Annotated in this window: 18 protein-coding genes; 8 read left to right on the top strand and 10 right to left on the bottom strand. The window is 67.4% G+C overall.

The window, feature by feature from the left end; all coding sequences use genetic code 11:
* Positions 1-110 precede the first annotated feature (110 nt).
* Complete coding sequence (gene glpX, locus NS355_RS03955; RefSeq protein WP_058744502.1) at positions 111-1,073, bottom strand: class II fructose-bisphosphatase; 963 nt, start codon at positions 1,071-1,073, stop codon at positions 111-113.
* A 152-nt stretch (positions 1,074-1,225) separates the two neighbouring features.
* On the opposite strand from glpX, the gene NS355_RS03950 reads away from it, so the two are divergent.
* Both NS355_RS03950 and NS355_RS03945 read left to right on the top strand, forming a co-directional pair.
* The gene (locus NS355_RS03950) at positions 1,226-1,969 is read left to right on the top strand and encodes an ATP-binding cassette domain-containing protein (protein WP_058744497.1); all 744 of its coding nucleotides are present in this window, start codon (positions 1,226-1,228) and stop codon (positions 1,967-1,969) included.
* Entirely contained in the window at positions 1,966-3,507 is a 1,542-nt protein-coding gene (locus tag NS355_RS03945; RefSeq protein WP_058744496.1) for a glycine betaine ABC transporter substrate-binding protein, read from the top strand. The genes NS355_RS03950 and NS355_RS03945 overlap by 4 nt, the downstream gene beginning before the upstream one ends.
* 247 nt (positions 3,508-3,754) lie before the next feature.
* On the opposite strand, the gene dapD is transcribed toward NS355_RS03945, so the two are convergent.
* Together dapD and NS355_RS03935 are read right to left on the bottom strand one after the other, a co-directional pair.
* Positions 3,755-4,582: a 2,3,4,5-tetrahydropyridine-2,6-dicarboxylate N-succinyltransferase gene (gene dapD, locus NS355_RS03940; protein WP_058744495.1), complete on the bottom strand. Its 828-nt coding sequence runs from the start codon at positions 4,580-4,582 to the stop codon at positions 3,755-3,757.
* A 2-nt stretch (positions 4,583-4,584) separates the two neighbouring features.
* Complete coding sequence (locus tag NS355_RS03935) at positions 4,585-5,247, bottom strand: pyrimidine 5'-nucleotidase (RefSeq protein ID WP_058744494.1); 663 nt, start codon at positions 5,245-5,247, stop codon at positions 4,585-4,587.
* Between the two features lie 159 nt (positions 5,248-5,406).
* Between NS355_RS03935 and NS355_RS03930 the strand changes: the two genes are divergently transcribed.
* Together NS355_RS03930 and NS355_RS03925 are read left to right on the top strand one after the other, a co-directional pair.
* A complete protein-coding gene (locus NS355_RS03930) occupies positions 5,407-7,695 on the top strand; it encodes a S8 family peptidase (protein WP_244489546.1) in 2,289 nt (762 codons plus the stop codon).
* 49 nt (positions 7,696-7,744) lie between these two features.
* The gene (locus NS355_RS03925; RefSeq protein ID WP_058744492.1) at positions 7,745-8,746 is read left to right on the top strand and encodes an LLM class flavin-dependent oxidoreductase; all 1,002 of its coding nucleotides are present in this window, start codon (positions 7,745-7,747) and stop codon (positions 8,744-8,746) included.
* A gap of 361 nt (positions 8,747-9,107) precedes the next feature.
* On the opposite strand, the gene NS355_RS03920 is transcribed toward NS355_RS03925, so the two are convergent.
* The 3 genes from NS355_RS03920 to NS355_RS03910 form a co-directional block, all read right to left on the bottom strand.
* The gene (locus tag NS355_RS03920) at positions 9,108-10,418 is read right to left on the bottom strand and encodes a sensor histidine kinase (RefSeq protein WP_058744491.1); all 1,311 of its coding nucleotides are present in this window, start codon (positions 10,416-10,418) and stop codon (positions 9,108-9,110) included.
* 70 nt (positions 10,419-10,488) lie between these two features.
* The gene (locus tag NS355_RS03915; RefSeq protein WP_058744490.1) at positions 10,489-11,178 is read right to left on the bottom strand and encodes a response regulator transcription factor; all 690 of its coding nucleotides are present in this window, start codon (positions 11,176-11,178) and stop codon (positions 10,489-10,491) included.
* A 46-nt stretch (positions 11,179-11,224) separates the two neighbouring features.
* Complete coding sequence (locus NS355_RS03910) at positions 11,225-11,542, bottom strand: PepSY domain-containing protein (RefSeq protein WP_153008035.1); 318 nt, start codon at positions 11,540-11,542, stop codon at positions 11,225-11,227.
* 113 nt (positions 11,543-11,655) lie between these two features.
* Here NS355_RS03910 and NS355_RS03905 point away from each other — a divergent pair, with 113 nt between their 5' ends.
* Positions 11,656-13,440: an ABC-F family ATP-binding cassette domain-containing protein gene (locus tag NS355_RS03905; RefSeq protein ID WP_058744489.1), complete on the top strand. Its 1,785-nt coding sequence runs from the start codon at positions 11,656-11,658 to the stop codon at positions 13,438-13,440.
* A gap of 30 nt (positions 13,441-13,470) precedes the next feature.
* Here the strand turns inward: NS355_RS03905 and NS355_RS03900 are convergent, their stop codons facing one another.
* The 4 genes from NS355_RS03900 to NS355_RS03885 form a co-directional block, all read right to left on the bottom strand.
* Positions 13,471-14,730, bottom strand: a complete 1,260-nt coding sequence (locus tag NS355_RS03900; protein WP_244489545.1) for a TadE/TadG family type IV pilus assembly protein — start codon at positions 14,728-14,730, stop codon at positions 13,471-13,473.
* Positions 14,731-14,795: 65 nt separating this feature from the next.
* Positions 14,796-15,326, bottom strand: coding sequence for a TadE/TadG family type IV pilus assembly protein (locus tag NS355_RS03895; protein WP_244489544.1), 531 nt, complete (start codon positions 15,324-15,326; stop codon positions 14,796-14,798).
* Between the two features lie 8 nt (positions 15,327-15,334).
* The gene (locus NS355_RS03890; RefSeq protein WP_058744486.1) at positions 15,335-15,919 is read right to left on the bottom strand and encodes a TadE/TadG family type IV pilus assembly protein; all 585 of its coding nucleotides are present in this window, start codon (positions 15,917-15,919) and stop codon (positions 15,335-15,337) included.
* A gap of 100 nt (positions 15,920-16,019) precedes the next feature.
* On the bottom strand, positions 16,020-16,763 hold the full coding sequence (locus tag NS355_RS03885) for a dienelactone hydrolase family protein (protein ID WP_058744500.1): 744 nt from the start codon (positions 16,761-16,763) through the stop codon (positions 16,020-16,022).
* 96 nt (positions 16,764-16,859) lie between these two features.
* Here NS355_RS03885 and NS355_RS03880 point away from each other — a divergent pair, with 96 nt between their 5' ends.
* The 3 genes from NS355_RS03880 to NS355_RS03870 all read left to right on the top strand — a co-directional run bounded on the left by NS355_RS03880 (position 16,860) and on the right by NS355_RS03870 (position 19,817).
* Entirely contained in the window at positions 16,860-17,477 is a 618-nt protein-coding gene (locus NS355_RS03880; protein WP_058744485.1) for a DUF2238 domain-containing protein, read from the top strand.
* A gap of 296 nt (positions 17,478-17,773) precedes the next feature.
* On the top strand, positions 17,774-18,553 hold the full coding sequence (locus NS355_RS03875; RefSeq protein ID WP_058744484.1) for an SDR family oxidoreductase: 780 nt from the start codon (positions 17,774-17,776) through the stop codon (positions 18,551-18,553).
* Between the two features lie 40 nt (positions 18,554-18,593).
* Positions 18,594-19,817 (top strand): threonine synthase, encoded by a 1,224-nt coding sequence (locus NS355_RS03870; protein WP_058744483.1) that lies wholly within the window; start codon positions 18,594-18,596, stop codon positions 19,815-19,817.
* Positions 19,818-19,834: the final 17 nt, after the last annotated feature.

Below are 19,834 nucleotides of genomic sequence, written 5' to 3'. Positions count from 1 at the left end.
GGACGGGGGTGGGGCGCTTCCGCAAACCGGACGCTGGTGGAAAGGCCCCACCCCAACCCCTTCCCTGAAGGGGAGGGGCTTGATCCAGACGATGCCCTCATCCCCCCAGATCAAAGCCGATGCTGCCCCTTCACCCAACGCACCGTGCCCGACGAGGCGCGCATGACCACGCTCTCGGTCGTCATCACCTTGGGCCGGCGCTTCACCCCGGCCAGCAGCGAGCCGTCGGTCACGCCGGTCGCCGCGAAGATGCAGTCTCCGCGCGCCAGTTCGGTCAGGTCATATTGCTTGTCGAGGTCGGTCACGCCCCATTTGTGCGCCCGCGCCCGCTCGGCATCGTTGCGGAACAGCAGCCGCCCCTTGAACTGCCCGCCGACGCACCGCAGCGCGGCGCAGGCCAGCACGCCCTCGGGCGCGCCGCCCGAGCCCATATAGACGTCGATCGTCGTGTCGGGATCGGTCGTCGCGATCACCCCCGCGACATCGCCGTCTCCGATCAGCACCACGCCGCAACCCAGCGCGCGAAGCTCGGCGATCAGCCCCTCGTGACGCGGCCGGTCGAGCACGCAGACCACGATATCCTTGGCCGCCACGCCCTTGGCCTCGGCGATGGCGCGGATATTGTCGCTGGGGCTGCGATCCAGGTCGATCACCCCCGCCGGATAGCCGGGGCCGACCGCGATCTTGTCCATATAGACATCGGGTGCGTTGAGCAGATGCCCCTTCTCGGCGATGGCCAGCACCGCCAGGCTGTTCGGCCCCGCCTTGGCGCAGATGGTCGTGCCTTCCAGCGGATCGAGCGCGATGTCGATCTCGGGGCCGTTGCCGGTGCCGACCTTCTCGCCGATGAACAGCATCGGGGCTTCGTCGCGCTCGCCCTCGCCGATGACGACGGTGCCGTCCATGTCGAGTTCGTTGAGCGCGGCGCGCATCGCCTCGACCGCCGCCGCGTCGGCCGCCTTCTCGTCCCCGCGCCCGACCAGCGTCGACGCCGCGATCGCCGCTGCCTCGGTCACCCGCACCATTTCGAGGACGAGGACACGGTCGAGAACCTGGCTGGCGGTCTGGGTCATCTTACTCTCCTGATGGCCTGTATCCGCCATCTTGTTGAACATGTTTTACGCGCCTTATCGGCTGGCGCGGGCAAGGCATAGCCCCGAATCATGACAGGGTGAGGCGGAATTCGCCTATTTAGCGTTAGGGGCAGGTGACCCCCGCTCCTCCTATGATCGCACTCGACCATGTCAGCCGCCGCTATGGCACGGTCGCGGCGGTCGATGACGTATCGCTGACCATCGCCAAGGGCGGTTTTGTCGCGCTGGTCGGTGCGTCCGGATCGGGCAAGTCGACGCTGCTGCGCATGGTCAACCGGCTGGAACAGCCCGACACGGGGTCCGTGCGGATCGACGGACAAGATGTCACCGCCAAGCCCCCGGCCCTGCTGCGCCGCCGGATCGGCTATGTCTTTCAGCAACATGGCCTGTTCCCGCATATGACGGTGGCGGCGAACATCGCCATCGGCCTGCGCATCGCCGGGCGCGAAGTGGGCAACCGGGTGGACGAACTGCTCGATCTGGTCGACCTGCGGCGCGACGTGGCGGAGCGGATGCCCGATGCGCTGTCGGGTGGTCAGCGCCAGCGTGTCGCCATCGCCCGTGCCCTCGCCACCGAGCCGCCGATCCTGCTGCTCGACGAGGCGCTGGGCGCGCTCGATCCGGTCACCCGCGATGCGGTGGCGGGGCGGCTGGTCGAACTGCACCAACGGCTGGGACTGACCACGATCCTCGTCACGCATGATATGGCCGAGGCACTGCTGACCGCCACCCGTGTGCTGGTGATGGAGAAGGGCCGGATCGTCGCCGACGCCACCCCCGCCCAACTGGTGCGCGGCGAAGGCGGGACGGCAGCGCAAGGATTGATGGCGGTGCCACGCCATCAGGCCGAGCGGCTGGCGGCGCTCCAGGCATGAGCCCCTTTCTCGACGCCCTCGCCCGCGTGCCCCCGCTGCTGGCGCAGCATGTGCTGGTCAGCATGGCCGCTTTGCTGCTCGGTATCCTGATCGCGGTGCCGCTGGCCTTTGCCTGCGCGCGGCGGCCGGGGCTGTCGCGCGTGGCGCTGGGCTTCGCCAGCCTGGTGCAGACCATCCCGGCGCTGGCGCTGCTGGCGCTGTTCTATCCGGTGCTGCTCAGCCTGTCGGGGCTGGTCGGCGGCGGGATACCGGCGCTCGGCTTCCTGCCGTCGCTGCTGGCGCTGACCCTTTATGCGCTGCTGCCGATCCTGCGCAACGGCGTGACGGGGTTGGTCGGGCTCGACCCGGCGGTATTGCAGGCCGCCGATGCGGTGGGGATGACGCGGGCACAGAAGTTGCGATTGGTCGAGGTGCCGCTGGTCGCGCCGGTGCTGGCGGCGGGCATCCGCACGGCGGCGGTCTGGACGATCGGCGCGGCCACCCTGTCGACGACGGTGGGCCAGCCGTCATTAGGCGACCTGATCTTCGCGGGGCTCCAGACCCAGGCCTGGGCGCTGGTGCTGGCGGGATGCTTCGCCGCCGCCGCGCTGGCGCTGGTGGTCGACGCGCTGATCGGGCTGATCGAGCGCGGGCTGGCGACGCGGCGGCGGGAAATGTGGATCGGCGGGCTGGTCGCGCTGGTGCTGGGGATCGCGCTGGCGACGCAGCCGCTTTGGCCGCGTGGACACGACGCGCGGCGACAGGTGGTGATCGGGGCGAAAAACTTTTCCGAGCAATATATCCTGGCGCGGCTGATCGGCGACCGGCTGACCCGTGCGGGCTATGACGTCAGCTACCGCGACGGGCTGGGCTCGACCGTGGCGTTCGAGGCGACGGCGGGCGGGCGTGTGGACGTCTATGTCGATTATGCCGGGACCTTGTGGACGACCGCGATGCGTCGGCATGACTCCCCGCCCCGTGCGGCGATGTTGGGTGCGCTGAAGGGCTGGGCGGCGACGCGTGATGTCACGATGCTGGGGCCGCTGGGGTTCGAGAATGCCTATGCCTTTGCCATGAAGGCCCCGCTGGCGCAGCGACTGGGCGTGCGTTCGCTCGCCGATCTGTCCGCCGCCGCGCCGCGATTGAAGCTGGGCAGCGACCTGGAGTTTCTGGACCGGCCCGAATGGGCGGCGGTGCGCGATGCCTATGCCTTACGCTTCGCCAGCATGACGCCGTACAGCCCGACCTTCATGTACCGCGCGTTGGAAAGCGGGCGGGCGGATGTCATCTCCGCCTTTTCCTCCGACGGGCGGATCGCGGCGGAGCGGCTGACCGTGCTGAGCGATCCGAAACGCGCGATCCCCGGTTACGATGCGGTGCTGTTGGTGGCGAAGGACCGAGCGGCGGACGCGACGTTCGTGCAGGCGCTGCGGCCGATGCTGAACCGAATTCCGGTGGAGGCGATGCGCGAGGCGAATTACCGGGTCGACCGCGACGACGCGGCAAAGGAAAGCCCGGAGGCGGCGGCGCGGTGGCTGGCCAAGCGGGTCGGGTTGTGATTCCGGTTCACGCGAAGCCGCGAGGGCGCAAAGCAGGGAAGATTCTGTTCGCGCGGAGGCGCGGAGAACGCGGAGGGGGGTCGCGCTGGGCGATCGTTCTGTTTTTTTTCAGGGGCTAGTTATGCAGGATGAAGGCCGCCACCGGGCCCGACACCTCCGCGTCTCCGCGCCTCCGCGCGAAACTCCTTCTTCGCGGCTTCGCGTGAATTTAAAGCCCCTCCCGCAGGCGGGAGGGGCGCGCCAAAAATCAATCGCGCAGCAGGTCGTTGATGCTGGTCTTCGAGCGCGTCTGCGCGTCGACGCGCTTGACGATCACCGCGCAATAGAGGCCGGGCTTGCCGTCGACCGACGGCGTCGTGCCGGGCACCACCACCGAATAGGGCGGCACATGGCCCCGGAAGACTTCACCCGTCTCGCGGTCGATGATCTTGGTCGACGCGCCGAGGTACACACCCATCGACAGCACCGCGCCCTCGCCGACGCGCACGCCCTCCGCCACCTCGGCGCGCGCGCCGATGAAGGCACCGTCCTCGATGATGACCGGATCGGCCTGGAGCGGCTCGAGCACGCCGCCGATCCCGGCACCGCCGGACAGGTGGACGTTCTTGCCGATCTGCGCACAGCTGCCCACGGTCGCCCAGGTGTCGACCATCGTGCCCTCACCGACATAGGCGCCGATGTTCACGAAGCTCGGCATCAGGATCGCGCCCTTGGCGACATGCGCGCCGCGCCGCACGACCGAGCCCGGCACCGCGCGGAACCCGGCGGCGCGGAAATCGGCCTCCGACCAGCCGCTGAACTTCGACGGCACCTTGTCGAACCAGTGGCCCGCACCCGGACCATTGTCGATCAGGACATTGTCGTTCAGGCGGAACGACAGGAGCACGGCCTTCTTCAGCCACTGGTTGACGGTCCAGCCGCCATGGCCGTCCGGCTCGGCCACGCGCGCCTCGCCCCGGTCGAGCAGCGCCAGCGCACGGTCGACGGCGATCCGTTCCTCACCCTGCGTCGCGAAGTTCAACTCGGCCCGGTTTTCCCAGGCGGCATCGATGGTGGCGGCCAGTTCATGTGCCATCGTCAGTCCTCCAATATGCTCGTCAGCCACGGCGTCAGCGCGTGGACGGTATAGTCGATATGGTCGCGGGCCGCCTCCGGTCCCTGTTCGGAACCGTTGTCGACCCACACGGTCGTCATCCCGATCGCCTTGGCGGGGATCAGGTTACGGGCCATGTCCTCGAAGAAGATGGCGCGGGTCGGATCGATGTCGAACGCCGCGCACAGGCCCGCATAGGCGGACGGCTGCGGCTTGGGGACGAGGCCCATGGCGGTGATGTCGTGCACCGCCTCGAAATGGCTGCCCAGCCCCAGCCGGTCGAGGACCTTCAGCGCATAGGGCTTGTCGCCATTGGTGAAGACCAGCTTGCGCCCCGGCAGCTTGGCCAGCGCGGCGGCGAGCGGCGCGTCCTGTTCCAGCACGTCCATCTCGATATCGTGAACATAGGCCAAGAAGGCCGCGGGATCGACGTCATGTTCGGCCATCAGGCCCGCCAGCGTGGTGCCGTGCGCGTGGAAATAGTCCTTCTGCACCCGGAACGCCTCGGCCGGGTCCAAGCCCAGCAGGTCGCCGACGAACTGCGTCATCCGCCGGTCGATATGCTGGAACAGATTGGCGCTCGCCGGATAGAGCGTATTGTCCAGATCGAAGATCCAGGCGTCGATATGGGCAAGCGCGGGCAGCATGGCGGCAGCGTGTAGGCGCGAGGCCCCATGGCCGCAAGCCGGCCCGTGGCCCATCTCCTGCCACCCCTTAATCATGGTGCAAGAAAATCTTGCTATCCTGAGCGCCGGGCTCACCCCTGTCGGTTGGGCAGGCGGAATGATGGAATGAGGGGGCGGAGCTTGCGAGCGCGGAAAGCGCGCGGTGCCGGGGGCATCGCGACAGTCTGGAGCCTGGTGATCGGCGCGGGCACGATGGTCGCGGCCTGTGGCGGCAGCGGCAACGGCATCCAGTCGATTCCCGCCCCGATCGCCAGTCCGACGCCGACACCGACTACCCCTACCCCTACCCCTACCCCCGCACCGACCCAGAATTACGACACGCCGGGCTATCGTGCGACGACGGGCGCGGTCGCGATGAACGCGCTGGCCGCCTATCAGCGCGGGGCGACCGGCACGGGTGTTGCCGTGGGCGTTATCGACTCGGGCGTGGACGACCGCACCGGCGCGTTCACCGGGCGGATCTCCAGCGCCTCTGCCGATGTCGCGGGGACGCGCGGCACCGGCGATCTGGACGGGCACGGCACCGCCGTCGCCTTCACCGCGCTGGGCGGACGCAGCGGCAGCCGGGCGCAGGGCGTGGCGTTCGACGCGACGCTGGTCGTGCTGCGCGCGGACCAGCCGGGCAGCTGCGGCGGCTCCACCGAAAATGGCGGACTGGGCGGGACGTGCAGCTTTTCCTCCGACGCCATCGCCCGAGGTCTGGACACCGCCCGCAGCGCGGGCGCGCGGGTCGTCAACATCTCGCTCGGCTCCAACGAGGCTCAGCCCGGCGCGCTGCTTGCCGCGATCGGTCGGGCGACGGCGGCGGGCATGGTGATCGTCATCTCGGCGGGCAATGACGGCGAGTCCAACCCCACGCTGATGGCGCAGATCGCCAACAATGATGCGGTCGCGCGCGGACAGGTCATCATCGCCGGATCGGTGAACGCCAGCGGCACCATCTCGTCGTTCAGCAACCGGGCGGGCCAGTCGGCCGCCCATTACCTGACCGCGCTGGGCGAACGGGTGGAGGCCCCCGATGCCAAGGGCGAGCGGTTCCTCTGGTCGGGCACTTCCTTTGCCGCGCCGCAGATCAGCGGCGCGGTCGCCCTGCTTGCCCAGGCCTTTCCCAACCTGACCGGCGCGCAGATCGCCGACCTGCTGCTGCGCACCGCGCGCGAAGCGGGAACGAGCGGCACCGACGATGTCTATGGCCGCGGCACGCTGGACCTGACCGCCGCCTTCCAACCGGTCGGCGGCACCAGTGTGGCGGGGACCGGCGCCGCCGTCTCGATGGGGGTCAATGCGCGGCTGTCCCCGGCCATGGGCGATTCGCGGGCGGAGGGGCTGACCCTGGTCGCGCTCGACAGCTATGCCCGCGCCTACCATGTCGACATATCCGCCACCGTGGCGCAGGCCGCGCCGCGACCGATGCTGGCGCCATCGCTGCTCGGCCGGATCGAGGGCATGGTGGTCAGCGACGGCCCCCGTTCGATCGCACTGACCCGCGCGATCACGTCACCCGGCGAGGCGCGGCTGCGCGCGATCGTCCCGACGGACGCCCCCGGCGCCGTGCAGCGAATCGTGGCCGGCAGCGTCACCCAGACGCTCACCCCCGACACGGCCATCGGATTCGGCTTTGCCAGCACCGGCGACGCGATGGTGTCCGGGTGGACCGGCCAGTCCGGCCCCGCCTATCTGATGACCGATCCCGGCGCGGGCATGGACCGCGCGCCCCGCGCCGCGGCTGCCGTGCATCATGTCATGGGCCGGGTGGGCGTCAGCGTCGCGGCGGAGAATGGCCGCTTCGCCGCGCCGATGCCGGGCATGGCCGCGCCGGGCTATGACCAGATGACGGTGACGTTCGACCGCAGGATCGGGCCAGTCGCCGCGACCTTGGGCGTGACCCGGCTGGACGAGCAGTCGACCGTGCTGGGCGGCTGGTTCGGCGGCGCACTGGGCCAGGCGCGCGGGCTCAGCTGGTTCGCCGACGGGGCGGCGCGCTGGCAGGACGATGGCGGCTGGACGCTGGGCGCGCGCTGGCGCAGCGGCTGGACGCGCGCGGTCGGCGGCCTGGGTGGCGGGGTGCTGGCCAGCCGGGCCTGGTCGGTCGAGGCGGGCAAGGTCGGACTGTTCGGCCACGACCGGATCGACCTGCGCCTGTCGCGGCCCTTGCGGGTCAGTGGCGGCGGGCTGGACCTGCGGCTGCCCGGTCATTGGGATTATGCCACCGGCCAAGTCGATGGCTGGACGACGAACCGGCTGTCGCTGGCCCCGGCGGGGCAGGAAACGCTGGTCGAACTGCGCCACGGCATCCGGCTGGGCGGGGGCGAGTGGTCGACGCATCTGTTCTGGCGGCGCGACCCCGGCAATATCGCGAGGCTGCCGCCCGAGCGGGGCCTGGCGGTGAAGTATGGCTTGACCTTCTGATACGCGGTCTTGGCTGGCGGGGGCGGCGGATCGTCCCCATCTCCTTCACATGACACGCTATTCCCTGCTCGATCTGGTGCCCGTCGTCGAAGGCGGCACCGTGGCCCAGGCGCTGGCCAACGCCGCCGACCTCGCCGCCCATGCCGAGGCAGTCGGCTATCACCGTTACTGGACCGCCGAGCATCACGGCATGGCGGGCATCGCGTCGGCCGCGACCGCCGTCGTACTGGCCCATATCGGGCAGGCGACGAAGACCATTCGCATCGGCGCGGGCGGCATCATGCTGCCCAACCATGCGCCGCTGACCATCGCCGAGCAGTTCGGGACGCTCGATGCACTGTTCCCCGGTCGAATCGACCTGGGGCTGGGCCGTGCGCCGGGATCGGACCAGCGCGTCGCCCGCGCGCTGCGCCGGACGCTCGACAGCGATCCCAACGCCTTCCCGCGCGACGTGATGGAGTTGCAAAGCTATTTCGCCGATGACGGCCAGACCGGCATCGTCGCGACGCCGGGCGCGGGCGCGAAACCGCAAATGTGGATATTGGGGTCGAGCCTTTATGGCGCGCAACTCGCCGCCGCACTGGGCCTTCCCTATGCCTTCGCCTCGCACTTCGCGCCCGATGCGCTGGACGATGCGCTGGCGATTTATCGCCGCGACTTCCGGCCGTCGGCGGTACTCGACAAGCCCTATGCGATGGCGGGCTTCAACGTATTCGCCGCCGACACGGATGAGGAGGCCGAATGGCTGGCCAGTTCGCAGCAACAGGCCTTCGTCGCGCTGCGCACCGGCAACCCCGGCAAGCTGCCCCCGCCCGTCCCCGGCTATCGTGAGAGCCTGGGCGTGCAGGGATCGGCGATCCTCGACCATGTCCTGTCCTGCTCGGCGATCGGCTCGCCCGCGACCGTGGAGCGGCAGTTGGCGGCCTTCGTCGAGCGGACCAAGGTGGATGAGGTGATGGTGGTCAGCTCGATCTTCGACCATGACTCGCGCAAGCGGTCGATCGGGATCGCGGCGCGGGCCATGGATGCGTTGGGTATGGTGGCGGCCTGAACTTTTTGGGTTCACGCGAAACCGCGATGTCGCGAAGAAAAGATGGTTCGCGCGGAGGCGCGGAGGACGCGGAGGGGGTTTGGCTTGAATGAACCGGACCCTCTCATTCCTCCCATTTAAGGGGAGGTGGCAGCGCGAAGCGCTGACGGAGGGGTGTCGCGCTGTCGATAGGAGGACACCCCTCCACCATCCTCCGGATGGTCCCCCTCCCCTTACAGGGGAGGAATGAAATCCGTCAGGCCGCCAGCAAAGACATAAGACGGGGCGATTTGGCCCAGCCCCACAAGACACCTCTGCGTCCTCCGCGCCTCTGCGCGAACATAATCCTGTTCACGCCATCGCGGCTTCGCACGACCCGATATCACCCCACCGCCGCCGGAAGCCTGAGCCTTACGAGCAGTCCGCCCAGGTCCTCGCTTTCCTCCAGCCCGACCGTGCCGCCGTAAATCTCCGCCACGTCACGCACGATCGCCAGGCCAAGGCCCGTCCCCGGCTTGCCCGTGTCCAGCCGCACGCCGCGATCGAAGATACGGACACGCTGGTCTTCCGGAATGCCGGTGCCGTCGTCCTCGACCAGGATCTCGACGAAGCCGGCCTGTGCCGCCACCGTCACGAAGACGCTGCCGCCGCCATATTTGGCGGCGTTCTCGACCAAGTTGCCCAGCATCTCGTCCAGGTCCTGGCGCTCGACATGGACGACCAGATCCTTCGGCCCGTCCACATCGATACGGACATGGCGGTAGAGGCGGCCGACGGCGCGCTCGACCGATTGCAGGCTGGGCCAGACCTCGGCGCGGCTATGTGCCGAGCCGCGCCGCCCGACCGCACGCGCGCGCGCCAGATGATGGTCGACCTGCCGCCGCATCGTGCGCGCCTCGCGGATCACCGTCTCTGCCAGATCCTCGGACTGGGCGGTCGCGGCGTTCATGATGACGGTCAGCGGAGTCTTCAGCGCATGCGCCAGATTGCCCGCGTGCCGCCGCGCCTCCTCGGCCTGTTTCTCGTTATGCTCGATGAGCGCGTTCAGCTCCTCGACCATCGGCGCGACCTCGTTGGGCATCGCGTCGGAGATGCGATCGGCTTTCCCGGCGCGCATCGCTGCGATCTCCTCGCGCACGCGGCGCAAGGGATAGAGGCCGTAAAAGGTCTGCATCGCCGCCATCAGCAACAGGCCGACGCCCAGCAGCGCGAAGCTGCGCACCAGCGTCCGTCGCAGCGCCCCGATCTGCGCGTCCAACCCGGTCGTCCGCTGCGCCACCTGGAACCGCCAGCGCACGTCCGAACCGGGCAGCTTCACATCGCGTTCGACGACGCGCAGCTTCTCGTCCGGGAATTGCGTGCTGGTATAGACGTGGATCGTGTCGTCATTATGCGCCGAGCCGAACGCCAGCCGCCGGTCCCAGAGCGAGCGTGACGGAAAGGGCTCATGCCCCTTGCCCGACACCTGCCAGTAGATGCCCGATCCCGGCTCCAGAAAGCCCTGGTCGGCGGGCTCGCGGTTGAACCAGACCTCGCCCTCCGAATCCACCGCCGCCGACACCAATAGCGACTGGAGCACATAGGCCTGGCGGTCGTCGAAATTCTGCGTGACGGCGGACACCAGCACCCGGTCGAGCGCGAAACCGCCGCCGGTCAACAGGAGCAGCATCCAAGTCGCGGCGATCAGGATCATGCGGCGCGACAGCGATCCCGTGCGCAGCGTCCGGCGCGGTGTATGTCCCTCCGTCACGGAAAAAGCCGGATCAGGCCGCCGAACCCGCCGCCGCCCCCGCCGCCGGATCGTCCAAGCTGTAACCCAGGCCCCGGATGGTCGTGATCACGTCCTGGCCCAGCTTCTTGCGGATGCGCGTCACGAACACCTCGATCGTGTTCGAATCGCGGTCGAAATCCTGGTCGTAGATATGCTCGATCAGCTCGGTCCGGCTGACCACCTTGCCCTTGTGATGGAGCAGATAGGACAGCAGCTTATATTCCTGCGCGGTCAGCTTCACCGGCTCGCCCGCGCGCGTGACCTTGCCCGAACGGGTGTCGAGACGGACATCGCCCGCGGTCAGCTCGGACGAGGCGTTGCCGCTGGCGCGGCGGATCAGCGCGCGCAAACGGGCGATCAGCTCCTCGGTCTGGAACGGCTTGGCGACATAGTCGTCGGCGCCCGCGTCCAGACCCGCCACCTTGTCCGACCAACTGTCGCGCGCGGTCAGGACGAGGACGGGCGTCGTCTTGCCCTCCTTGCGCCAGCGGTCGAGCACGGTCAGCCCGTCGATTTCCGGCAACCCCAGGTCGAGCACGATCGCGTCATAGCTTTCGGTCGAACCCAGAAAATGCCCTTCCTCGCCATCGGTGGCGAGGTCGATGGCATAGCCCGCGCCTTCCAACGTGGCCTTCAACTGCTGGCCGAGATTGGGCTCGTCCTCGACGATCAGAACGCGCATCGCAAAACTCCCTGTATTTGTATGGGGTTGACCGACAAGCCGGTCATCAGCCGTCGGTTCGGCCGATGACCTTGCCGGTACGGCCGTCCACCTCCACCCAGATCACCGTGCCATTGCGCAGGAATTTGAGCGTGTAAACCGACGCACCCGCATCATAATCGAAACCGATATACTGCGAATCGCGCATGGTCGGCACGACCCGCGCCTCGATCTCGCGCAGCGACAGATTGCCTTCCTTGCGCTGCTGATAGGCGCGCATCTGGTCGCCGCGACGTTGATCGGGGCCCATCCCCATCGGGGCCTCGATCATCGGCGGTGAACCCAGCGGTGCGGCGAGCAGAGCCAGAAGGACGGTCATCGACATGAAATTGGCATAGCGGTCAACCGTTGAACAGCCTCTGAATGGATCATGCAGCCGCGCGACAGCGCATGGACCGCTTGCCGGGTTCCGCATCCGCCCCTAACTGCAAGGCCATCATGGCAGCACCCGTTCTTTCCTACGAAGACCTGGGCCTTGTACAAGGTTCGGGCTGGCTTTTCCGGCATCTTGATATCCATGTCGGTCCGCGCGATCGGCTCGCGCTGATCGGGCGCAACGGGGCGGGCAAGTCGACTCTGCTGAAGCTGATGGCCGGGATCATCGATTCGGACGAGGGGCGGCGCGTGATCGTGCCGGGCACCCATGTCGTCTATCTGGAACAGGACCCCGATCTGGCCGGGTGCGCGACGCTGGGGGACTATGTCCTGTCGGGCGACGACGCGCCGGAAAGCTATGAAGCCGATGCCATCGCCGGACAGCTGGGCATCGACCTAACGCGCGAGGCATCGACCGCCAGCGGCGGCGAACGGCGTCGCGCCGCGATCGTGCGCGCGCTGGCGATGAACCCGGACGTGCTGCTGCTCGACGAGCCGACCAACCATCTCGACCTCGCGGCCATCGAATGGCTGGAGGACTGGCTGAAGCGCTTCACCGGCGCGTTCATCGTCATCAGCCATGACCGTACCTTCCTGACCCGCCTGACCAAATCGACGCTGTGGCTGGATCGCGGGCAGATGCGGCGCAACGAGGTCGGCTTCGGCGGCTTCGACGCCTGGACCGAACAGGTCTATGCCGAGGAACAGCGCGCCGCCGAAAAGCTGGACGCCAAACTCAAGATCGAGGAGCATTGGCTCCATCGCGGCGTCACCGCGCGGCGCAAGCGCAACCAGGGCCGTCTGGAAAAGCTGGTCCAGATGCGCGCCACCCGCGCCGCGATGATCGGGCCGCAGGGGGCCGCCAAGCTCGGCATCGCGTCGGACGATGTGAAGACCAAGGAGGTCATCAAGGCCGAGCATGTCACCAAGCGATACGGCGACCGCACGATCATCAAGGACCTGAGCCTGAAGGTCACCCGCGGCGACCGGATCGGCATCGTCGGCTCCAACGGGGCGGGCAAGACGACGCTGCTGCGCCTGCTGACCGGCGAGACCCAGCCCGATGAGGGCAGCGTCTTCCTCGCCAAGACGCTGGACGGCGTTATCATCGACCAGCAGCGGAAATTGATGGCCCCCGAAAAGCGCGTGCGCGAGGTGCTGGCGGACGGCGGCGACTGGATCGACGTGCGCGGGGTCCGCAAGCATATCCACGGCTATCTGAAGGAGTTCCTGTTCGACCCTTCGCTGGCCGAGGCGAAGATCGGGACGCTGTCGGGCGGCGAGCGTTCGCGCCTGTTGCTCGCCCGCGAATTCGCCCGCGAATCCAACCTGCTGGTCCTCGACGAACCGACCAACGACCTCGATCTGGAGACGCTCGACCTCTTGCAGGAGGTGATTGGCGATTATGAAGGCACCGTCCTGATCGTCAGCCACGACCGCGACTTCCTGGACCGCACGGTGACGGTGACGCTCGGCCTCGACGGGTCGGGTACGGTCGACGTGGTGGCGGGCGGCTATGCCGACTGGGTCGCCAAGCGCAAGCAGCCGTCCGAGGCGAAGAAGGCTCCGGCCAAGGCCGCCCCCTCGCCCGCCGCGCCGGTGCAGGCGAAGACCAAGCTGAGCTACAAGGATCAGCGCGACTATGAACTGCTGCCCAAGCGGATCGAGGAGCTGGAGGCGGGCATCGCACGCGACGAGGCGAAGCTCGCGGACCCCGATCTCTATGCCAAGGACCCGGCCCAGTTCGACCGCCTGATGAAGGCGATCGAAAAGGCGCGCGACGAAAAGGACGAGGCCGAGATGCGCTGGCTGGAACTGGCCGAGCAGGTCGAGGCGCTGGCGGGGTGATCGGGGCGGGGATAGACCCCGCCCCTAAGCTTATTGCGTGATCCGCGCGGTCGCGACGGCGTTCTGGAACAGCGCGGCCATGGCCGCCGAAATATCCTGATCGGTCGAAACCTTGGTGTAGAGACCGGGCGACGCACACGCCTGCAACGCAGGTTCGATCTTGTAGAGATTGGGCTTGATATAGGTTTCCGACCACCAGTCGCCGGTCAGCGATTCCGGCAGATATTCGGTGTAAAGAACGGCGATCCGAATACCACGCGCCTTGATGGCATTGCAGGGCACCGTGTCGATCGCGATCTCTGGAAGCCCGCCATCACGCAATTCATCGCGCATGCCATCGGTCACCAAGAACATCACTGTTTGAGGCTGAGCGTTGTTAATTCCGGTGCCCGGCGTTTGCATGACGTTGTTGATCTGCTCCATCGCGTCACTGATACCGGTGTCCGTATCCAGGTAACCCACTTCGCTCGACTGGCATTCGGCCGTCGGACAACCGTTCCGATCATATTGGAAGGGCGCAAGATTTTTCGTCGACGCAATGACGTCCGACATCTTATCCGTAAGATTTTGTTTAAGCAGAAAGCCCCCCCGCCCCCGGAACAACGCAACGGCGATCTGGTACTTTGCCCCGGTTTTGCTGGAGGTGTTGGTGGCATTCGTCGTCAGCCGCGATACCGCTGTACCCTCGTCGTCGATCCGTAGCGTCAGCCCATAGGATTGCGCCACACCGTACAAGTCGGTCGTGGCTCCGTTGGCGCTGCGCCCCTTCAGGTCATTGACCGAATGACAGGCGAACTGGCAGTTGCTGGAGTTGCTGGCCGCCACCTTGGCCAGCCCTGCGCTGGTCGTCGGCAACGCCATGGAACTGGAAACGTCCAGCAGCATGTAGAAGTTGATGTTGGGCGCCAGGGCGTTGGTCGTTTGCGATCGTCCTCCGATGGCCAGCGTGTTCAGCCCCAGGATCTTCGCAAAGACATTGTTGGATGTCGCCTTGTAGCTGACCGTGGCGCTGCGGCGACCGGTATTATCCGTCGGCGCATCGATCCTGACATCCGCAATACGGATGTCGCCCGCCGTGACGAGCGATTGGGCCTGGGCGTCGAAGATCTTGCGGGCATAGGCCACGGCATCGCCGTCCGTCATGTTCATCGCGATCTTGCTGACCGCCGACAGCGCAGCCGAATCCGCGACTGCGTTCATCCTGGTCTGCGCCTTCATCGCGCGCGCATAATCGATCCCCATTCCGATCGAGAAGATCAGTATGGGCAGCGCCATGGCGAACATCATCATCACCGCACCACGGCGGTTCCGCAGCGCGTCGCTTGTGGATCGGAGAAGTGCGGGGATCATGACTTTCAGCAATCCAAACAGGTGATCTGGTCCGTGTTGCGCGGCACCATCCACAAGGTATCGCTCAGCGTCATCGCGCCGACACCGCCGAAGGTCGCAACGGGACGATAGGGGTAGCGTATTTCGGCAACGAGGAACGTCGTGCCGGGAACTCTCATCGCCGTCGGAATGGGCGGGCGAGCGCCACGGCGATAGCCCTGGATATTCTGACCCCGGCTCCAGATGACCGACGTCTTGCGATTCTGGTCGGTGAAAACCTGACTCACCCGGATTTGCGCGCTACCGGCGGCATAGGGCTGCATCACCTGCGAGGCCGCGATCAGGTTCGACTGGATTTCGGCCTTCGTCATCTTGCCGGTCGCGTTCTGGGCGATCAGGTCGACGGCGGCGCGGGCGGTGATCGTCACCTTGCGCTTGCACGCCATCGTGTCCTGCAACTGCACCCCGCCCAGATACAGGACCAGCATCACCGGCAGGATGATCGCGAATTCGACCAGTGCGACGCCGCGCGTGTCGCCGCGCAGGGTCCGAAACACGCGCGCCGTCACAGATAGGCCTCGGTCTTCGACACCGATGTCGCGATCAGGATGGTCGGCTTGCCGCTCAGCGGCGACAGATCGGCGGCTGGCGCGATCGGCATCGGCCAGAGATAGATGAAGCGCACCGTGACCAGCGAACCCTGCGATCCCACGTCATAGGACAGGTCGGTGAACTTCCGGGTCACCGCATCGAAGTTCAGCGCCCCCATGCCGCCGATCGGGATGGTCGCCCCCGCCGCCACGCTCTGCACATCGACGAACAGCCGCGAGCAGGAGAGGAAGCTGGGCAGCGACTGGCACCCCTTGCTGCGGAACCGCTCCGCCAGCTGCGCCTTGGTCAGGCCGGTGCCGAGGCCGTGCAGATCGGCGGCCTGGGTCTGGCCGGTGACGATACCGCGCGCCGCGACCTCGACCGCACTCTCCAGCGCCTCCTGCGCCAGATAGGCGAGGCTCGACTGGAGGATCGCCAGCAGCAGCGCGATGAACGGCGCGGCGACCAGCGCGAACTCGACGATCACCGCGCCCCGCCGATCGGTCCGGAGCATGGGCGTGACGTCGCCGGAATGGCGAGAGGGGAGGGGGGCTGACATGGGCGGCGGATATCCTTCCTGCCCATATTGGTCAGAACCGGTTAAACTTCGGCAAACATATCGTCTTCGTAACGGACCAACCGAACCGCCCCTTCCTGCCTCAGCGCAGCGCGCGGGCGTACAGCGCCAGGGTCCAGTTCATCGCCTGGAGGAACAGCGCGGGATCGTAACGCGGCCCCTCATCGCGGAGAAAGGCATGCTGCCCCGCGACCTCATGCCATTCATAGGAGGCGCCCACCTCTTCCAGCCGCGCACGGATCGTCTCGCGCCCGGCATAGGGGACGTGCGGGTCCTGCCGTCCCCAGACGAACATCGCCTCGGCCTTCAGTTCGTCCATGCGCGCCAGGCTGTCGTCCGAACGCCCCTCGCCCAGCGTGCCCGAATGGATGTCGGTGGCGTAGAAGCATGCCGCCGCCCCCACGCGCGGGTCGAGCGCGGCGCGATAGGCCAGATGCCCGCCCAGGCAGACGCCGAACGTGCCGAGACGCCCGTTGCACGCGGGATGCGCGGCCAGTGCGGTCAGCCCTGCGGTCGCATCGGCGTCATAGGCGGCGACCGGCTTGGTGAACTTCAGGTCGTTGCCCCGGTCCGTGCCCGGCTTGTCATAGGCCAGCACCGTGCCCGCGGGCTCATATTCGTGATAGACCTCGGGCACCGCGACGACATAGCCCTGCCCCGCCAGCATGGCCGCCAGCCGCCGGATCGGCGCCGTCACCTGATAGATTTCGGAAAACAGCAGGATGCCGGGAAAGCGCCCTTCGATCGCGGGGCGGAACAGGTGCATCCGCATCGTGCCGTTGCCGGGCACCTCGACATCCTGGGTCTCGTCGCTGCGTATGATCATGGCGGGCCTGTCCTGGTTGATGGCCTCGCCCATCGCATCCCGTTCGGGGCAGGGCAATCGGGTTGCGCCCGTCATCCCCGCCGCTATCGTCGGGCCATGTCGGGAAGCGGGATGCGACTGGCGCTGTTGAGCGTGGTCTGGATGGTCGGGCTGATCGCCTCGGGGCGTCATCCGTTCGACCGGACGACCTGGTGGATGGAAGTCGCGCCGGTGCTAATCGCCCTGCCCTTGCTCTGGGCACTGCGACGGCGCTTTCCGTTGACCGGGCTGGCGCTGGTCCTGATCGGTCTCCACGGCCTGATCCTGATGCTCGGCGGGGCGTATAGCTATGCGCGGGTGCCCGCCGGTTTCTGGGTGCAGGACTGGCTGCATCTGGCGCGCAACCCCTATGACCGGCTGGGCCATTTCGCGCAGGGCTTCGTGCCCGCCATCGTGTTCCGGGAATGGCTGACCTGGCGGGGCGGGCTGGTGCGCGGCGGGATGCTGACCTTCCTCGTCATCGCGTGCTGTCTGGCGGTGAGCGCGGCGTATGAACTGATCGAGTTCGGCGCGGCGATGGCGCTGGGCCAAGGCGCGGACGAGTTTCTGGGGACTCAGGGCGATCCGTGGGACACGCAATGGGACATGCTGATGTGCCTCATCGGCGCGGTCGTGGCGGTGGTGACGCTGTCGCGGGTGCATGATCGGCAGATGGCGGGGATGGCGGACCGGTAATTTTGTTCGCGCGGAGGCGCGGAGACGCGGAGGTGTCTTGCCCAGCCGCAGGCTGCCTCCATTCACAACCAACCGACTTCGTCTTCCGATTGAGAGAGCATGCGACAGCGCGGCCCATACAGACACCTCCGCGCCTCCGCGCGAACAAAAACGATGATCCGGGACTCAAAGCATGGTAGAAGGGGCCAACCCAAAACCGGGAGTTTTCGAAATGATCCAGCGGCACCGTTGACGCGGCAAAGGTAAAATCCGGCGGCACGCTCCGCCCCCCCCTGGCCCATCATTTCGAGAAATTTATGCCACGCTTGCAGAACAAGATGTGCGTCGTCACCGGCGCCGCGCGCGGGATCGGCCATGCCATCGCCCGCCGCTTTCATGAGGAAGGCGCGACCGTCATCCTGACCGACCGCGATTCCGACATCGGCATCGCGGCGGCGGAGGGCATCGGCTGTCGCTTCGAGCCGCTCGACGTTTCGGACGAAGCCGACTGGGCGCGCCTCGCCGATATCGTCCCCGCCGCCGATGTCGTCGTCAACAATGCCGGGATCACCGGGTTCGAGGACGGTTATGTCCCGCACGACCCCGAACATGCCTCGCTGGCGGACTGGCGCGCGGTGCACCGGGTCAATCTGGACGGCACCTTCCTGGGGTGCCGCTATGCCATCGGCGCGATGAAGGCGGCGGGAACGGGATCGATCATCAACATCTCGTCGCGCTCGGGGCTGGTCGGGATACCGGGGGCGGCGGCCTATGCCTCGTCCAAGGCGGCGATCCGCAACCACAGCAAGACGGTCGCGCTCTATTGCGCGCAAGCGGGATGGAAAATCCGCTGCAACTCCATCCACCCCGCCGCCATCCTGACCCCGATCTGGGAACCGATGCTGGGCGACGGTCCCGACCGGGAGGCGAAGATGGCGGCGCTGGTCGCCGATACGCCGCTGAAACGCTTCGGGGAGCCGGACGAAGTGGCGGCCATTGCGGTCATGCTGGCCTCGGACGAGGCGACCTATATCACCGGATCGGAGTTCACCATCGACGGCGGGCTGCTAGCGGGGTCGGCGGCCAGCCCGGGCTAAACCTATGGTGTCGGGCGGTTTCGGCCGATAGGCTGGGGCCATGAATCGCAACCTCACCGAAGACCGCCCGACCTTCGTCACCCATCTGGAATGCTCGCTGACCGGCGAGCGCTATGAGGCCGACCAGCTCCATGGCCTGTCGCGCGCCGGACGGCCGCTGCTGGTCCGCTACGACCTGGAGGCGCTGGGCCGGGCGGTGTCGCGCGACACCATCGCGGCGCGCGACACCGATCTGTGGCGTTGGCGCGAGCTGCTGCCCGTCCGCCGCACCGACAGCATCGTCTCGCTGGGCGAGATCGAGACGCCGCTGATCCCCATTCCCCGCTCGGGCGGCGGATCGGTGCTGGTCAAGGACGAGGGGCGGCTGCCGACCGGCTCGTTCAAGGCGCGCGGGCTGGTCATGGCAGTGGCCATGGCACGCGAACTGGGCGTGACGCGGATCGCGATGCCGACCAACGGCAATGCGGGCGCGGCGCTGGCCGCCTATGCCGCGCGCTGCGGGATCGAGACCGTCATCCTCTGCCCGGAGGAAACGCCCGAAGTGAACGTTCGAGAGATCGCTGCCCAGGGTGCGCGCGTCTGGCGGGTCAACGGCCAGATCGACGAGTGCGGCGCGATCGTCGGGCGCGGCGCGGCCGAGGGGCGCTGGTTCGACTTCTCGACACTGAAAGAGCCCTATCGGATCGAGGGCAAGAAGACGATGGGACTGGAACTGGCCGCGCAACTGGGGTGGGAATTGCCCGATGCGATCTTCTACCCGACCGGCGGCGGCACCGGCCTGATCGGCATGTGGAAAGCATTCGACGAGATGGAGCGGCTGGGCTGGATCGGCAGCAAACGCCCGCGCATGTATGCGGTGCAGGCCAGCGGCTGCGCCCCCATCGTCCGCGCGTTCGAGGCGGGCGGGGAACATGCCGAGCGCTGGGAGGATGCCGCGACCGTGGCGGCGGGCATCCGCGTGCCGAAGGCGGTCGGCGACTTCCTGATCCTGCGCGCGGTCCGCGAATCCGGCGGCGCGGCGCTGGCGGTGGGCGACCCGGCGATCCTGAAGGCGGTCGAGGACTGCGCGAAGAAGGACGGGCTGCTGCTCTGTCCCGAGGGCGGCGCGACGCTGGCGGCGTACAACCAGGCGGTGCGCGACAATCTGGTCGATGAGGACGAGCGCGTGGTGCTGTTCAACTGCGCGACGGGGCTGAAATACCCGATGCCCGAGGCGGGGCAGTGGCTGGACAAGAATGGGGCGATCGATCTGGGGGCGTTGTAATCCCTTGGCCTTCGACT

The sequence above is a fragment of the Sphingomonas yabuuchiae genome (assembly GCF_001477495.1).
Classification (GTDB): domain Bacteria; phylum Pseudomonadota; class Alphaproteobacteria; order Sphingomonadales; family Sphingomonadaceae; genus Sphingomonas; species Sphingomonas yabuuchiae_A.
This window is presented reverse-complemented; position numbering and strand designations above follow the sequence as displayed.

Excerpts from the sequence above, each read along its gene's own strand:
- glpX (WP_058744502.1), bottom strand. The coding sequence starts at position 1,073 with ATGACCCAGACCGCCAGCCAGGTTCTCGACCGTGTCCTCGTCCTCGAA.
- NS355_RS03950 (WP_058744497.1), top strand. The coding sequence starts at position 1,226 with ATGATCGCACTCGACCATGTCAGCCGCCGCTATGGCACGGTCGCGGCG.
- NS355_RS03945 (WP_058744496.1), top strand. The coding sequence starts at position 1,966 with ATGAGCCCCTTTCTCGACGCCCTCGCCCGCGTGCCCCCGCTGCTGGCG.
- dapD (WP_058744495.1), bottom strand. The coding sequence starts at position 4,582 with ATGGCACATGAACTGGCCGCCACCATCGATGCCGCCTGGGAAAACCGG.
- NS355_RS03935 (WP_058744494.1), bottom strand. The coding sequence starts at position 5,247 with ATGCTGCCCGCGCTTGCCCATATCGACGCCTGGATCTTCGATCTGGAC.
- NS355_RS03925 (WP_058744492.1), top strand. The coding sequence starts at position 7,745 with ATGACACGCTATTCCCTGCTCGATCTGGTGCCCGTCGTCGAAGGCGGC.
- NS355_RS03920 (WP_058744491.1), bottom strand. The coding sequence starts at position 10,418 with ATGATCCTGATCGCCGCGACTTGGATGCTGCTCCTGTTGACCGGCGGC.
- NS355_RS03915 (WP_058744490.1), bottom strand. The coding sequence starts at position 11,178 with ATGCGCGTTCTGATCGTCGAGGACGAGCCCAATCTCGGCCAGCAGTTG.
- NS355_RS03910 (WP_153008035.1), bottom strand. The coding sequence starts at position 11,542 with ATGTCGATGACCGTCCTTCTGGCTCTGCTCGCCGCACCGCTGGGTTCA.
- NS355_RS03905 (WP_058744489.1), top strand. The coding sequence starts at position 11,656 with ATGGCAGCACCCGTTCTTTCCTACGAAGACCTGGGCCTTGTACAAGGT.
- NS355_RS03900 (WP_244489545.1), bottom strand. The coding sequence starts at position 14,730 with ATGATGATGTTCGCCATGGCGCTGCCCATACTGATCTTCTCGATCGGA.
- NS355_RS03890 (WP_058744486.1), bottom strand. The coding sequence starts at position 15,919 with ATGTCAGCCCCCCTCCCCTCTCGCCATTCCGGCGACGTCACGCCCATG.
- NS355_RS03885 (WP_058744500.1), bottom strand. The coding sequence starts at position 16,763 with ATGATCATACGCAGCGACGAGACCCAGGATGTCGAGGTGCCCGGCAAC.
- NS355_RS03880 (WP_058744485.1), top strand. The coding sequence starts at position 16,860 with ATGTCGGGAAGCGGGATGCGACTGGCGCTGTTGAGCGTGGTCTGGATG.
- NS355_RS03875 (WP_058744484.1), top strand. The coding sequence starts at position 17,774 with ATGCCACGCTTGCAGAACAAGATGTGCGTCGTCACCGGCGCCGCGCGC.
- NS355_RS03870 (WP_058744483.1), top strand. The coding sequence starts at position 18,594 with ATGAATCGCAACCTCACCGAAGACCGCCCGACCTTCGTCACCCATCTG.